Source organism: Mucilaginibacter sp. SJ, assembly GCF_028993635.1.
GTDB lineage: Bacteria > Bacteroidota > Bacteroidia > Sphingobacteriales > Sphingobacteriaceae > Mucilaginibacter.
Genome location: NZ_CP118631.1, coordinates 2,392,647 through 2,409,054, shown reverse-complemented (window position 1 = coordinate 2,409,054; position 16,408 = coordinate 2,392,647). Strand labels below are relative to the sequence as shown.

Here is a 16,408-nt window from a genome sequence, read left to right as displayed (position 1 = left end):
TTCTTTCTTCCCCCTTTTTTCTCCCAATTCTAACCTATAACAAATTATGAAGAACTTAAGTATTGCATTATTAGCGATGTGTTGTTTGGCGGCCGGGTGTAAAAAGGATATCGTATCAGTAAAAAAATCATCAACTCCGGATGAAATAAAAACAGGAGAGAAAACAGTAACTACAGATTCAACACCGGCAAGCGCGCTGAAAGGCGTGAACTGGGCTGCCGATGGTGATAACTTTAGTGATGGAATACTGGTATTAAGCGGCTTAACCTCTGCCGATAGTTACGCCACGGTGTCGGCAAAAGCCGACGCTGTATTAACAGGGATCCAAACCAATACAGGAGCTAATACCGTAAGGCTGCCGGTAAATTATTCAACCGTATCACAAACCTGGTGGAACTCCTATACCGGTGTTATTGACAAAGCCCTGAGCAAAGGAATGAATGTGATATTGGGGTACTGGGAAGCCAAATCATCTGCAGACGGGAAGATAGATAATACCACTGAATTTTGGTCGATGTGGCAAACCATTGTTACCAAATACGGCAGCAATGCGCATGTTTATTTTGAGATCTTTAACGAGCCGCATGGCTATTCTTTAACCGACTGGACAACCATTTGCGCCCAGTGGTTAAGCAACTACCCTTCTGTTCCGCAGGGGAGGATCCTTATTAGCGGTACCTCTTATTCGCAGGATATTACCGGCGTTGGTGCCGATAGCCGTTTTTCGGGTTGTTTATTGTCGATACATGATTATACTTTTTTTAGTAATGGCACACTTACAACCGCTTTACAATGGGAAAATCGCTTAAAGGGTAATATCGGGGCCTATAGTAGCCGCGCGGTTCTTACCGAATTTGGTATCCCGATGACAGGTGGTAAAAATTACACCGGCGCTATTGGCGGCGACCAGGAAATAGCCTACCTGCAGGGCTTAACCAACCAGGCACGTGCTTACGGTATGGGCGCGGTTTACTGGCCGGGCGTACGTACCGGCGATAGCTATGCCATTCAACAACTGAGCGGTACAGGTACAAGCCTTACTGTATCAACCACAAATGCATCGGGGTTAAGCCGTATCAAATATGCCTGGGGCGTGGGTGCCGGCGGTACCGATACATTTTATACTGGCGCATACTACAGGTTTTTAAATGTTAACAGCGGCCAGGCACTCGATGTTAATGGCGGCTCAACTGCTAATGGAGCAGGTATCATACAATGGCCTCAAAACGGGGGCAATAACCAACAATGGGTTATTGCTGCCAACGGCGGTGGCTATTACAAAATAACTAACCGCAACAGCGGCCAGGCACTTGATGTTAATATGAGTTCAACTGCCAACGGAGCGGGCATTATACAATGGCCGTGGAACGGCGGCAACAACCAGCAATGGCAGCTTACTGCTACCAGCGATGGCATTTATAAAGCACTCAACCGTAACAGCGGGCTTGCGCTCGATGTTAACGGCGCATCAATCACAAATGGTGCAGGCATTATTCAGTGGCCTTATGGCGGCGCTACTAACCAGCAATGGCAAATAGTGCAACAATAATATTGCAATAAAACAGCACTAAACAGTGCTGTTTTATTTGTTGATTTAAACGCGATGATAATAAAAACTACTATAAAAAAAATACTGATGGCTGTAGCTGCTTTGGGGATTAATATTCCTTTGGTAAGCAGCCAGGGCAAAGAAGTAACTATTGATATCAATTTTTCAAAAGCGCACCAAACCATCAGCAACTTTGGAGCGTCGGATGCATGGGCATGCCAGTTTGTAGGTAACTGGCCTGATGATAAGCGCAATAAAATTGCCGACCTGCTTTTTAGCCGGGATAACTATGCCGATGGTTCACCTAAAGGCATAGGTTTATCATTATGGAGGTTTAACATTGGTGCAGGCAGTACCCAGCAGGGAAACGAAAGTGGCATTAAAGACGAGTGGCGCCGTGCTGAATCGTTTTTAAACGGCGATGGCAGCTATAACTGGCAAAACCAGGCCGGGCAGTTGTGGTTTCTTGAGGCTGCCAAAAAGCGCGGGGTTAAGCAATTTTTAGGTTTTAATAACAGTCCGCCGGTGCAGTTTACTATTAACGGCAAGGCTTATGCTACCGGCGGCAAAGTCAATATAGCACCCGATAAGTATGATGCTTATGCCGTGTTCCTGGCTAAAGTGGTAAAGGGAGTTGAGCAGGTAAGCAAATTAAAATTTGATTACATAAGCCCGGTAAACGAACCTCAGTGGGATTGGAGTGATGGTGGGCAGGAGGGAGCCCCGTATAATAATGCTGAGGTAGCAGGATTGATACGGGCCATCAATAAAGAATTTATCAATAATAAGATTAGCTCAAAGATTTTGGTTGGCGAGGCCGGGAGCATCAACTATTTATTTACTAAAGGTGATAAGCCGGGTAAAGGCAGCCAGATAACCGATTTTTTTAAGCCCGGATCGGCCAATTACATAGGCGACCTGCCTTCTGTAGCCAAAACCATTGCGGCGCACAGCTATTTCACTACGTCGCCTATGGCATCGTCAGTAAAAGCTCGTATGGCATTGGCTGATAGTGTATCGGCTGTTAAGGGCCTTGATTTGTGGCAGTCGGAGTATTGCATCTTAGGCGATAACGCGGGTGAGATTGATGGTAACAAACGTGATCTGGGTATTGATGCGGCGCTATATTTAGCATCAGTGATCCATACCGATCTTACGGCAGCCAACGCGTCGGCCTGGCAATGGTGGACAGCCATTTCGGCCTATGATTATAAGGATGGCCTGATTTACATCGACAAAAATAAAACCGACGGCAATTTTTACGGCAGCAAAATGCTTTGGGTCATGGGTAACTACAGCAGGTTTGTTAAACCCGGAGCTGTGAGGGTTGATGCAGAAGTTTCATCAGTAGCCGAAGGAAAGCCCTTGCTGGTGTCGGCATTTAAAAATGGAAAAAACTTAACCGTGGTTATAGTTAACCAGAGCGCCAATGAGGTAAGCGCGGCATTCCATATGGATAATGCTAAAGTTCAGTTTACATCGTCCTATTTAACATCGCAGGTTGATGAGCTTAAAGCCGGTAAAGCAACCTGGGATAAGAATGTTATTCCGGCACGTTCCATTGTCACGTTTACAGGTGTCATCAAATGAAAAATAAAAAACATCTGCTTCTTTTTGTACTTGGCATGCTATTGCTGCCTGGTTTACTTAAGGCCCAGAGCACAGGCAAGCCGGTTTTATTTAATACGGCATGGGCTTTTCACAAGGGCGACATCGGTACAGGGATCAGCGGGATCACTTCCGAAACGCAATGGAGAACTGTCAACCTGCCGCATGACTGGAGTATTGAAGGCCCTTTTAGCAATGAATGGGCAAGTGCTACCGGTTATTTGCCCGGGGGGATTGGCTGGTACAAAAAGAGTTTCGCCGGCAATAATGCATGGAAGGGGAAGCAGGTTTATATTTATTTTGATGGCGTATATAAAAACAGCGAGGTATGGATCAACGGGCATTATTTAGGTAAACGTCCAAATGGTTTTATCTCGTTTCAGTATGAGCTGAGCCCGTATTTAAAGCTAAATGGAACTAACATCATAGCTGTAAAGGCAGATCACAGCGAGTTCGCTGATTCGAGGTGGTATACCGGTTCCGGTATTTATCGTAATGTATACCTCATCGTTAAAGACAAGGTACACATCGCCCCCTGGGATGTGGCCTTTTCCACGCCCAATGTTTCAGCAGCTAAAGCTACAGTAAAAGTTAAGGTGAATATTACCAATAGCAAGGTCATTGATGCAGCGGTACTGGTAAAAGTGAACCTGCTTGATGAAAGGGGTAAAACAACTGTTTCCCTGCAAAAACAGGCAATCGTGAAGCCAGGCAAACATGAGGTTGAGTTTGATCAACAGATATCGTCTCCTCAATTATGGGATGCCGAAAAGCCTAACCTTTATAAGCTTGAGGTATCTCTTAACCGTAACGGCAAGCGAACCGATGAAATAACCCAGGCGGTAGGGATCCGCAGTATCCGTTTCGATAAGGATAAGGGTTTCTTTTTAAATGATAAAAGCACCAAACTTAAAGGCGTATGTATTCATGATGATGCCGGTGCGTTGGGCGTAGCCGTTCCGCGGGAAGTTTGGGTACGCAGATTGAAATTATTGAAGGATGCAGGTGTAAACTCGCTCAGGTTAAGCCATAACCCTCATGCTGATTATTTGTACGATTTGTGCGATAAGATGGGCTTTTTAGTAATGGACGAAGCTTTTGACGAATGGGAGGTAGGCAAAAACAAATGGGTAGCAGGCTGGAATGTTGGTACGCCATCTAAAAACGGATACCACGAATATTTTAAGGAATGGGCAGACCGGGATGTAGCTGATATGGTACTGCGAGCGCGCAACCATCCTTGTGTCATTATGTGGAGCATTGGTAACGAGATAGATTATCCGAATGATCCATATACCCATGAAGTATTAAACACCGGCCGCAATCCGCAGATCTATGGTAAGGGCTACCTGCCAGATCATCCCCCGGCAAGCGGGCTAACACCGATAGCCAAACAACTGGTTAAAGCTGTAAAAGCCGTTGATCAAACCCGCCCGGTAACTGCCGCGCTGGCCGGTGTGGTGATGTCGAATGAAGTAGGTTACCCTGATGTGTTGGATGTTGTGGGTTATAATTACCAGGAATACAGGTACCCTGAAGATCACAAAAAATATCCCAACCGTATTATTTACGGCAGTGAGAACGGGATGCAAAAACAAGCCTGGAACGCTGTTGACAGTAATGAATATATTTCGGCCCAATACCTGTGGACTGGCATAGATTACCTGGGTGAGGCCGGCAAATGGCCGCAGCGCAGCAATGGGGCAGGGCTTATTGACCTGGCCGGTTTTAAAAAGCCGGAATATTTCTTCAGGCAAAGTCTTTGGTCGGACAAGCCCATGGCTTATATAGGTTCACGCCCTATAACCGGAACTGATGACAGAGGGATCTGGAGCCACCGTACTGCCGAGCCCGTTTGGAATTGGCAACCCGGCAACAAAGTAAAAGTTGATTGCTTTACCAATTGCCAGGAAACAGAATTGTTCCTGAACGGCAAATCTCTTGGCAGACAAACACGCAGCACCGCAAGGGGGCAAGTTCCATCGTGGCAGGTTGACTATGAGCCCGGCGAACTTGTTGTTAAAGGTTACAACAACGGCATTGAAGTATGCACCGATAGTATAAAAACAACCGGCGATGCTTATCAACTTAAAGCGATAGCTGATAATACCCTGTTTAGCCGTAACACAAAAGGCCTGAGCCAGATCGAGGTTTATATTACCGATAAAAACGGTAACCCTGTATTTACTGCTACCGATGAGATAACAGTAACAATTAACGGAGCGGCTCAACTATTAGGCCTTGAAAACGGCAGCAACAGCAGCCATGAAAGCTATCAATCAAACAAACGCAAAGCATTGCATGGGCGCTTATTAGCCTATGTACAAACTACAGGTAAACCTGGTGTGGTACAGCTTCAGTTTAGTGCCGGTAATCTTAAATCATCAACTATACCATTAACCGTAAAATAGTCATCCCCTAATATAAATAAAAACTAAAATCCTGCATTTTTTCAATTTATGAAACTTATAAAACTACTGTTCCTCTCTGTTATCCTGTTTGCATCCGCAAAGCTGCAGGCGCAAAATGCCAAACATACTTTCGCTCTTGGCGATACTACATTTCTGCTTGATGGTAAACCGCTGCAGATCATTTCAGGCGAAATGCACTATACCCGCGTTCCGCGCGAGGCCTGGCGCCAGCGCATGAAAATGGCCAAAGCAATGGGTTTAAATACTATTGGCACCTATGTTTTCTGGAATGTTCACGAGCCACAAAAAGGACATTATGATTTTACAGGCAATCATGATATTGCTGAGTTTGTTAAAATAGCGAAGGAGGAGGGCCTTTGGGTGATACTGCGGCCAAGCCCGTACGTTTGCGCCGAATGGGAGTTTGGCGGTTACCCATACTGGCTTGAAAAAGAGCAGGGTTTAGTGGTACGCAGCAAAGAACCCAAATACCTGGAAGCTTATAAAAAATATCTTACCCAGGTAGGTAAGCAACTGTCACCCTTGTTGGTGAATCATGGCGGCAATATTTTAATGGTACAGATAGAAAATGAATACGGTTCATACGGTAGCGACAAAGATTACCTGGCCCTTAACCGCCAAATGTTTATAGATGCCGGTTTTGATGGCCAGCTTTACACCTGCGACCCTGAACCCGCTATAAAGGATGGTCATTTACCGGGTTTGCTGCCTGCTATAAATGGGGTGGATGAAGTAGCAAAAGTTAAAAAGCTGATAGGCGAAAATTATAATGGCAAGGGCCCTTATTTTATTGCCGAATGGTACCCGGCCTGGTTTGACTGGTGGGGAACCGCGCATCATACTGTACCGGCGGCTAAATTTATACCAAAACTTGATTCGGTATTGGCTGCGGGTATTTCCATTAACATGTATATGTTTCATGGCGGGACAACACGCGGTTTCATGAACGGTGCAAACTATAATGACCAAAATCCATATGAACCGCAGATCAGTAGTTATGATTATGATGCCCCGCTCGATGAGGCAGGTAATGCTACCGATAAGTTTATGAAGTTTCGCGCTGTGATCAGTAAACACCTTCCAGCGGGTATAACCCTGCCCGAAGTTCCGGCTGCTAAACCTGCTATGAGTCTGCCGGCAATTAAATTTACTAAATCAACCAGTTTGTTTAATGTTTTGCCGCTTGCAAAGACCAACAATACACCACTTACTTTTGAAGACCTGAATCAGGCTTACGGTTTTGTGTTGTATCGTACAACTATTAACGGCGGCAAATCTGGCCTGCTTAAATTGAAAAACCTGCGCGATTACGGTATAGTATATGTAAACGGTAAACGTGCAGGGATCCTCGACAGGCGTAAATACCAGGACAGCCTGATGATCAGCTTGCCAAAAGGAAAAGTAACATTGGATATTTTGGTTGAAAACCTTGGCCGCATCAATTTTGGTCCTTACCTGCTTAAAAACAAAAAGGGCATTACCGAAAAAGTACTTTTTGCCGGTACTGAGCTGAAAAACTGGAAAATGTATTCACTGCCTTTTGATGATATCAGTAAAGTGAAAACAAATCCGGCAATTAGAAAGGTTGCAGCTAACAATACTCCGCTATTGAAAAAGGTTGTTTTTAAGGTTGATAAATTGGCCGATACCTATCTTGATATGAGTAAATGGGGGAAAGGAATTGTTTGGCTCAACGGGCACAACTTAGGCCGCTATTGGAATTGCGGTCCGCAACAAACCCTGTATGTGCCGGTTGAATGGCTCAAAAAAGGTAATAATGAAATTACTGTACTTGAACTGATAAAACCATCAGAAAATACGTTAAACGCAATTGATCACCCTATTTTGGATGTTTTAGGGAAATAAGGTCGCTGTGTATTTGCAGTCCAATAAAAAAGGATGTCGCTATTTGGGGTGACATCCTTTTTTTTGATTGAGTATTGAAGCTGGAAAACTTCAGATGTGCCAGAGCACAGGTTACGCTGGCGCTAAACCTGCGGCAGTTGCTCTATTCACAAAAAAGGTATTGAACGAATCAGCTTCCAAAACCGGGCTGATGGGTTTTATTAACTACTTTAATAATAACCTGTTTTTATTCTGAAAATAAACAACCTATGAGATTTTAGCAATAGAAACCTTAAACAGAAAGCAAATGTTAGGGGATTAAACCTTATAAGAGGCTGGTAAATCTAAATTCTGGCTTGCTTTAAAAAGCATATGCCAGGCTTTTAACTGATAAAGCGGGTACATGGAAAACCAGCCCCGCTTCATCTAAAACATTTTTGACAGTGATTAAGCTGCTGCGTTTTTCTTTTCAGTAACTTCCTTACGGATATCCGTAGCTAATACTTTTAATTGTTGCATAGCGTTACGCAGTCTTGTACCGGCAGCTTTGTTGCCTTTCTCATAAAAGCTTGCCGCATCAGCTTCAGCTGCTGCGATTACTTCTTTCACTTTTTCGAAATTTATCATTTTTTTATTTTTTAAGGCCGCAAATGTAGGGATTATAAGGTTACACGCAAATCGTAATCCTTTCTTCTATAAATTAGTCTTTAGCCTAAAGTCATAAGTTCTAAGCAGAAAAAAGAAAAGCGACTTTTGACTTCCAACTTAGAACTATTGACTTAGCAGCAGGTTATTTAACCGCCCATTCATGGATCCCGGTAGAGTTATCAACCGGTAACTGAATTTCCATCCGTAAGGCTGTAGTAGCAACCGGTTCAAAAGTAACTACATTAAAGCTGTCTTTATTTATGGTATAAGGTGTGGTGTTTTTTACCGGAACCCACTGCCCGTCTTTTTTATACAGGATCTTGTATGATACCGGGATGCGGCAGCCACCCCATGGGCCGTCATCATACCAGTAAACTTTCGATTCGCTAACGGTGTGTTCAGTATCAAAATCATACTGTACAAACTCATTGGTGTTTTTAGCAGGCCACCAGTGCAGGTATGGGTAATTGGTATCTTTGGAATCGGCGGGTTCATACTGGTCTTTTATGGCAGCAAACATTCTTACGTTTTTTAACGAAGCACTTACTTTGCTGGTGCTGGCAATGGTAGGGGCCGGTTTTGGTCGTACAGCCGAAGTTTCATAAGGGATCCAAACGGTCATTTCGCTTGGTCCGCGATTGGCCCAGGCATAGTAGGGGATAGCCTTCACCATTTGGTCGGTTTGTAAAATGCTGTCGGTTTTTAGTTGGCGTTTGGCGCTTTTTCCTTCTGCACTGATTACATCAACACCGTTAAGCAGGTCGGCATCGTAGTTGGCATCGGCAATGGCATTTTTATCAATTAATATGTTTTGTACCAGGCTGTCCTTGTTATCCGGGCCTTCAAGGCAATAAACAATAGGGCCGCGCTCAAAGGCAAATCTGCCACGGTCGTCTTTAACCTGTTGATTGGCCAATACCTTTTCGGTTTCCATCGGTAATAAAAGTGAAACCTTATCGCCTTTTTTCCAGATGCGTTTTAATACGGCGTAGCCTTTTTCGGTTTCAAATGATTTTGCCTGCCCGTTGATCATCAGCGTAAGCGGGAAGGATTTTTTATCCATAAACGTATACAGGTCGCCGGGTACAGGTTGTTGTTTTGCCCAGCCCGGGATGCGCACTCTTAAAGTAAATTCGCCGGCTTTATCGGGGCTAACGGTAATGTCAACCCTGCCTTTCCAGGGGTAATCTGTTTGTTGTACAATGTTTACGTTACCCGAAGTAAGTTTGATGTTACTTGAGTTGCTCATAAACAGGTTGACGTACAGGTCGTTTTTGTTTTTGGCATACACATAGCCCGGCAATGAAGGCAAAAAGCGGGTCATGTTGCTGATACAGCACGCACAGCTGATCCAGGCGCTGCGCTGGTGCTGAAACATAGATGCAAGTGGGTTGGGGTAAAAGAACCTGTTACCGCTCAGCGATACGCCTGATAGCAGGCCGTTATACAGCGTACGTTCCAGTACGTCGATGTATTTTGAATCGCCATGCAGCAAAAACATCCTGTTGTTCCAGTAAACGTTGCCAATGGCCGCACAGGTTTCGGCATAAGCCGACATATTCGGCAATTGATATGCTTCGCCAAAAGCTTCACCCGCCCCGGTTGCGCCAATGCCGCCGGTGATGTATAATTTTTTGGTTACCACATCGCTCCAGATATCATCAATAGCCGCCAGATATTTGGTATTGCCAGTTAATGCAGCTATATCGGCCATACCAGTGTACATATAAGCTGCACGTACCGCGTGGCCTTCGGCTTCGTGCTGGTCAACTACTTTTTTGTCGGCCTGGTTGTAGGCATCACCTTTAGGGCCGCGAACATCTAAAAAGAATTTGGCCAGGTCAAGGTATTGTTTGTTGCCGGTAACCCGGTACATTTTTGATAAGCCGATCTCCACAATCTGGTGGCCCGGATATTCCTCAATTTTGCCCGGTCCAAAAGTTTTAACCAGCAGGTCAGCATTTTTTATGGCGATGTTGAGCAGTGTGCGTTTACCGGTTGCCTGGTAATGTGCTACAGCGGCTTCGTAAAGGTGGCCTGCGTTATACAGCTCATGGCTCAGATCTTCTTCCTTTTCCCAGCGTTTGGAACCTATCCATTCATGCGGCTTTTTGGCGTTAACAGTCCTGAAAGTGTATAAATAGCCATCAGGCTCCTGGGCCGCGCCAATAATGGAGATAAGGCTATCAATGGATTTATCAAGCTGCGGGTTCCTTTTATTCTGCATAGAATAGGATGCACCTTCAATGGCCTTATATACGTCGGTATCATCAAACGGAAATTCACTTAACTTATCACCATCCAGTTTTTTTGCTGCACGTAAAAAGTTATCCATACGCCCATTGGCTTTACATTGCGCCAGTACATACGGAATAGTAACTTTGGCATTTACTTCCATTTTAGGCTGCCAGAAGTTGTCATTTACATGTACGCTGGTAAAGGCAACAGGTTGGATAGGGTAATCTTTTTGCTGTGCCAACACCGGACTTGTAAGTGCGGCAAGTGAAAGGGCAAGTGCACCGACAGCTTTTTGTTTATTGATCATGATATTCAAGTTCTTTTACTTTAAAATTAGTTTTTAACCATCCGGCTGCCGTAAACCGGGCCTGCGCTGTTTTCTTTTTGCGGCAGCAGCTTTACGGTTACTTTTTGTTTGCCTTTTGTTAGTTCAATGGGTAAGGTGTAGCTGATATCGTAAAAACGGCTCTCTTTATATTGGTTCAAATCTTCAGATGCCAGCTTAATGCCATCAATCAAAATATCAAATTTTCTGCCGCGGTTGTCCATGCCCCAATAGCTGTTGATGAGTGTGTTTTGCGCATTGGCATCAACCTTCATTTCGTATTGGAGGTAGCCTCCGTTCTCTGTCGACCGCCATTTCTTTTGGTGATCTTCGCCTGTAGTGGCGTTTTCACTGCTGAAGTTATGATCGCGCTCGGGCTGCATTTCGCCTACACGTAAAATGTCCATGGTGCGGGCTTCCAGTTCCTGTTGTTTTTTCTTTTGCTCGTCATACGCTTTTTGCTGTACCACCCAGGCCTGTGGTGTAAATACGTCCCAATAAACAGAATAGTATTGATTTTGAGTTTGATTGAATGGGATCAATGTAACTTCTTCAGGCTTGGAAATATTCACCGTACGGAAGCTCAACTGTTTTTTATCAACCATTTGCAGCCATTGGTTAGGATCTGTTTCGCTGGTCACAAAAACCGGAACACCTTTCAACGGATCGGGCTCTGTATTGCCTAAAACACCAGCCAATAATACCGGGCCGTAAAATACCGAGCGCCTGTTGGCATTATCGGGCATGGCTTCGGTATAAAGCTTTTCAGGCGTAGTAAGCTCTATTTTATCGTTGTTGCTCCATTTGCGGTGTAACACAATATATCCCTGGTCATCAGTGGCAGCATTTTGAGTTTTCCCGTTAATGCTGATGGTTGGGTTGGCGGTCCATTTTGGTTTACGGATGCGGATAGCCATGATAAGCGGCTTCTTAGTGGTTACCGTAAATGAGATGTGATCATCATTAGGGAAACTGCTTTGCTGCTTCACCGATAAACCTTTTGATGCCCAGTTAAGCACAGAGGGGATGAACAGGTTTACATATAAGCTGCCATCAGCTCCTTTAAAATAAATGCTTTCGTTGTATTTAACATGGTTTTCCATGCCCGAGCCTACACAGCAGGTAAAATCATCAAAAGGAGTACTGTAATGTTTAGTTCCGCCCATCCGCAATGGCACAAAGTAGCACATCATCCCATCAGCGTGGTTTTGCGAGGCAAGGATGTGATTATACAGCGCCTTTTCATAATAATCCATCAGCATGGCCGAAGGCTCAACCGCAAACAAATGCCGGGTTAATTTCAGCATGTTGTAGGTATTGCAGGTTTCGGTAGTATTTTCGGTTAGCTTGTCGTTCAGCTTGTCTGCATCGCTCAGGTATTCATAATTGCTGTTACCTCCTGTGGCATAGGAATGGTGATTAACAATGGTTTCCCAAAAGAAATCGGCAATGGCTTTATCTTTTTTATCGCCTGTAAGCTCATATCTGCGTGCGCTGGCAATTACTTTGGGGATTTGTGTGTTGGAATGTTTGCCGGGCAGTATATCCTGTTTTTGCGATAGCGGATCGAGGATCTTTTTATCATAGAATTTATATGATAGCTCCAGGTATTTTTTATCTCCATTAATAGCATAAAGGTTAGTTAATGTTTCGGCCATACCGCCATATTCACACAGCAGCATTTTTTGCAGTTTCTCGTCATCAAGGTTTTTGATGGTTTCGCCGGTCCAGTTGGCCATACCTTTGCATACTTTTAAGGCTTCGGCATTGTTGCAATATAAATAGGCATCGAGCAAACCGGCCATAATTTTATGTACAGTGTACCAGGGCGACCAGCCGCCATTCAAATCGAAGCCACGGGAACGGATCTCGCCCTTGGCGACTTCGGCCCAGATGGTATCTTCTTTAGGGATTGCGCCCACGTAACCTGTTTTACGGGCTACCTGGCATTCATCAAGTTCTTTAACTATATAGTTTACGCGTTTCAAAAATTCAGGATCGCGCGTTGATGCGTAGTGCATGGAAATGGCCGACAGGTAATGCCCCAGCGTATGGCCTGCCAAACCTGATGATTCCCAGCCTTCGTACATTTTACCTTTAGGTGTAAGGCCCGAGTGCGAACGGAAGGCCGAAAGCAGCCTGTTTGGCTCTATTGATAATAAATAAGCAGCATCAACCTCCATCGCTTTCTTAAAAGGACTCTCAAGTAATTGAACATCCCTTAAATTAAAAGAATAGGCTTTAACCGGAACTATCGGTTTTACTTTTATCCGGGTATCGTTCCATTCGGGTACATAGGATTGCGCGTGTACTGTTTGTGCCCCTGCTAAGCAGGCTACGAGGCATAGGTTCAATTTAAACCACTTTTTTATTAGCATGATATGTTTGTATAACGGTAAGAATAACTGTCAACTAAATTAGTGTGTTTTTCACAATTGTTTTAAATGATATTTTGCAGTTGATAGCAGGATTTTAGCCGTTTTTTTTATGCGTTGGCTTTTTAAAGTAAGTTTCTTAATGGCGCTGCCGATTAACTGTCAATAAATTAACGCTTTAACAGGCTTTTATATAAATATAATATCAATTTAATGCTATTGTAACAGGAATGTTAAGATACGGGTAGTATTGGCAAATTTCATAAAAAAACAAGGGGCGGTGTGCGGATAGTTTTACGTGTCTGGAATACAGCATGTAATATATAGTTTTTAACCCCAAAATTTAATTTATGAAGTTTAAACAATTACTAAAGAGGTTCATTTTGCCTTTACTAAGTGTGTTTGTGTTTTGTTACAGCACTTACGCGCAAACAGTAACATTAAAAGGAAAGGTAACCGACGAGAAGGGCGAGCCCATAGTTGGCGCTTCCGTTAAAATAAAAAATACAAATGCCGGTTCTGTTACCAACGGCAGCGGTATGTTTAGTCTTAACTATACCGGGCCGGGTACACTAATTGTAAGTGCAATCGGTTTTACCGCGCAGGAAATTAAGTTAACAGGTCAGGCGCAGCTTAACATCGCTTTAGCCGAGGATAACAAAGTGCTGAACGAGGTTGTTGTTACCGCTTTAGGTATAAAACGCGACAAAAGGATTTTGACTTACAGCTCTCAGGAGGTAAAAGCCGAATCGATCACGCAATCAAAAGAGCCCAACCTGGTAAATGCTATTGCCGGTAAGGTGGCAGGTGTTCAGGTTACAAGCTCATCTGGTACACCGGGTAGTTCGGCAAGGATCGTGATCAGGGGTGGATCTTCAATTTATGGTACTAACGAGCCTTTAATGGTTATTGACGGTGTGCCTGTTGATAATTCAGAAACAGGTAACCTTAACACCGGTCCTGGTTCAAGCAGGATAGCTGATATTGATCCCTCCATAATTGCCAGCATGAATGTGTTGAAGGGTGCGGCGGCAACGGCCCTATATGGTTCAAAGGGAGCCAACGGCGTGGTTATTATTACCACTAAAAACGGCGCCTTAAATCAAAAACCGCTGATAACTTTTTCTTCTGATTTTTCTTTCGAAAACCCGCTTTTGCCTCAAATTCAAAATAAGTATTCGCAAGGTACAAACGGCATTTACTATGATGGCGTAACGCAAAAAACAAGTACGTCATGGGGCGCGCGCATGGACACCCTGAAAATAAACGGGCAGCCTGCAAAAGTTTATAATCAATCCGACCTGTTTTTTAAAACCGGCCACACTTACAACAATACTGTAAATATTGGCGGCGGCGGTAACAATTCTACTTACCTGGTTTCGTACTCTAATTTTAACCAGCAGGGTACGGTACCAACAACCAAATTTTTGCGTAATACATTCTTCGCTAAATACAGCGCGCAGATACTTAAAAACCTGAATACCACCTTCCAGCTAAACTATTCTAATTCCCAAAATGACAGGCTGCCTGAAGGATATGCATTGGAGAGCCCGGTTTGGACAATTTTTACCGCGCCGGTTTCATACAATCTGCAGCCTTATTTAAATCCGGATGGTACACAGCGGTTGTATCGTTTCTCGCGTAATAATCCATATTGGGTTTTAGATAACATCAAAAATCACTCTGGTGTTAACAGGTTTTTACCAACCTTTACTGCCGATTATAAACCCTTTTCATGGCTAACCATCACCGAAAGGTTTGGTGCCGATGTTTATGCTGAAATGGACAGGTACCATGAATCAACCCAATCGGTGTCAAATCCCAATGGCCGACTGGTTGATCAGAACCTTACTTACCGCCAGTACAATAATGATTTATTGATTAGTGCCAATAAGCAATTTGGTGATTTTAATGTAGATATTGTATTGGGTAATAACCTGATCTCCACCTATAATGAAAATACTTACGCCAATGGTGTTGGTTTGACTGTACCTGGTTTGTATAATATGTCTTCCGCATCAACAGTTAATTATAGTGAAGGCTCATCATTGCAGCGAAAAGTTGGTTTCTACCTGCAATCAAATATCGAATATAAACGCTTCCTGCTATTGTCACTAACCGGGCGGTACGATGGGAACTCTGTACTTTCAATAGATCACAGCTTTTATCCATATGGTTCAGCTGCTGGTAGTTTTATATTTTCAGAGTTTTTTAGCCCCGAATTTTCAAAAGTAATGAACCTGGGTAAGGTAAGGGTTTCATATGGTACTGTGGGTAATGACGGCAGCATTGGCGCGTATGGTTTGTTAACGCCTTACAACAAAGCAACTATCCGGAACCTCGCTTTCCCTTATAGCCAGCAGGCTGGTTTTCTAATCAGCGATGTGCTTGGTAACCCTAATCTTAAAAATGAACGTATCAACGAGTTTGAAGCCGGTTTTGAAGCAGGGTTCTTTAATAACAGGATCAGCCTCGAGGCTTCATTCTACAGCAAAAAGACAATTGATGGTATTATACCTAACGTTGCACTTGCTCCATCAACCGGCTATTCCGCAACAAGTGTAAACTCAGCGGTGATGCGTAACAGGGGTATCGAGATATTATTAAATGTTTCGCCTATCAAAAGCCGCGATTTTAACTGGGACCTTACTTTGAATTTTACACGTAACAGGAATAAGGTGTTGTCTATTTATAAAGACCTGTCATTGATTGGCAATGGTTTTACTAATGTTATAGTTGGGCAGCCTTATGGTGTTATATATGGTACACGCTATGCCCGTAACGCGGCAGGTAAGTTATTGATTGATGATTCGGGTCTTCCGTATGCCGATGATAATCAGGGAATAGTAGGTAATATCAATCCTAACTGGCTTGGTGGTATTAACAATAACCTCAGGTATAAACAATTTAATTTCAGTTTCTTTTTTGATATCAAACGGGGCGGCGATATCCAAAACAATGTTGATGGCTACGGTTATTTCTATGGTACACCAAAAGTTACCGAAAACCGTGGCTTAAGGGTGGTTGACGGTGTAAATGCTACTACCGGTAAGCCAAATACGGTAGCGGTTAACGGCCAGGCTTATTATCAGCGGGCAAACGGCGTTTTGGAGTCTGTTATTCAGGATGGCAGCTATGTTAAACTGCGTAATGTTAGTTTGGGCTACACTTTAAAGCCATCATGGTTAAGCAAAAGCCCATTCAAATCGGCAACATTCAGTGTAACCGGCCGCAACCTTTGGATCCATGCGCCGCACTTTACCGGCGGCGACCCGGAAGTTAGCTCATTTGGCTCATCAAACGGTTCACAGGGGATCTATTCATTCTCAACCCCAACCTCAAGATCAGTTGATTTTAGCCTGAAAGTTACCCTATAATTTAAAATCAT

General features: G+C 43.8%; 8 protein-coding genes. 5 read left to right on the top strand and 3 right to left on the bottom strand.

The features are described from left to right. Positions 1 to 46 precede the first annotated feature (46 nt). The 4 genes from MusilaSJ_RS09660 to MusilaSJ_RS09645 are packed head-to-tail and all read left to right on the top strand — an operon-like array spanning position 47 to position 7,455. Complete coding sequence (locus MusilaSJ_RS09660; protein ID WP_274989771.1) at positions 47 to 1,549, top strand: RICIN domain-containing protein; 1,503 nt, start codon at positions 47 to 49, stop codon at positions 1,547 to 1,549. Positions 1,550 to 1,603: 54 nt separating this feature from the next. After that, positions 1,604 to 3,139: a glycoside hydrolase gene (locus MusilaSJ_RS09655; RefSeq protein ID WP_274989770.1), complete on the top strand. Its 1,536-nt coding sequence runs from the start codon at positions 1,604 to 1,606 to the stop codon at positions 3,137 to 3,139. After that, positions 3,136 to 5,568 (top strand): glycoside hydrolase family 2 TIM barrel-domain containing protein, encoded by a 2,433-nt coding sequence (locus MusilaSJ_RS09650; protein ID WP_274989769.1) that lies wholly within the window; start codon positions 3,136 to 3,138, stop codon positions 5,566 to 5,568. Before MusilaSJ_RS09655 ends, MusilaSJ_RS09650 begins: the two co-directional genes overlap by 4 nt. Positions 5,569 to 5,616: 48 nt before the next feature. Continuing rightward, positions 5,617 to 7,455, top strand: coding sequence for a glycoside hydrolase family 35 protein (locus MusilaSJ_RS09645; protein WP_274989768.1), 1,839 nt, complete (start codon positions 5,617 to 5,619; stop codon positions 7,453 to 7,455). 426 nt (positions 7,456 to 7,881) lie between these two features. Here MusilaSJ_RS09645 and MusilaSJ_RS09640 read toward each other — a convergent pair whose 3' ends face one another. The 3 genes from MusilaSJ_RS09640 to MusilaSJ_RS09630 all read right to left on the bottom strand — a co-directional run bounded on the left by MusilaSJ_RS09640 (position 7,882) and on the right by MusilaSJ_RS09630 (position 13,023). Further along, positions 7,882 to 8,061, bottom strand: coding sequence for a BF3379 family histone-like protein (locus MusilaSJ_RS09640; protein WP_090532015.1), 180 nt, complete (start codon positions 8,059 to 8,061; stop codon positions 7,882 to 7,884). 163 nt (positions 8,062 to 8,224) lie between these two features. Further along, entirely contained in the window at positions 8,225 to 10,627 is a 2,403-nt protein-coding gene (locus tag MusilaSJ_RS09635) for a glycoside hydrolase family 127 protein (protein ID WP_274989767.1), read from the bottom strand. A 26-nt stretch (positions 10,628 to 10,653) separates the two neighbouring features. Further along, positions 10,654 to 13,023, bottom strand: a complete 2,370-nt coding sequence (locus MusilaSJ_RS09630) for a glycoside hydrolase family 127 protein (RefSeq protein ID WP_274989766.1) — start codon at positions 13,021 to 13,023, stop codon at positions 10,654 to 10,656. Between the two features lie 347 nt (positions 13,024 to 13,370). Here MusilaSJ_RS09630 and MusilaSJ_RS09625 point away from each other — a divergent pair, with 347 nt between their 5' ends. Continuing rightward, positions 13,371 to 16,397, top strand: a complete 3,027-nt coding sequence (locus tag MusilaSJ_RS09625; RefSeq protein WP_274989765.1) for a SusC/RagA family TonB-linked outer membrane protein — start codon at positions 13,371 to 13,373, stop codon at positions 16,395 to 16,397. The last annotated feature ends 11 nt before the right edge of the window (positions 16,398 to 16,408 follow it).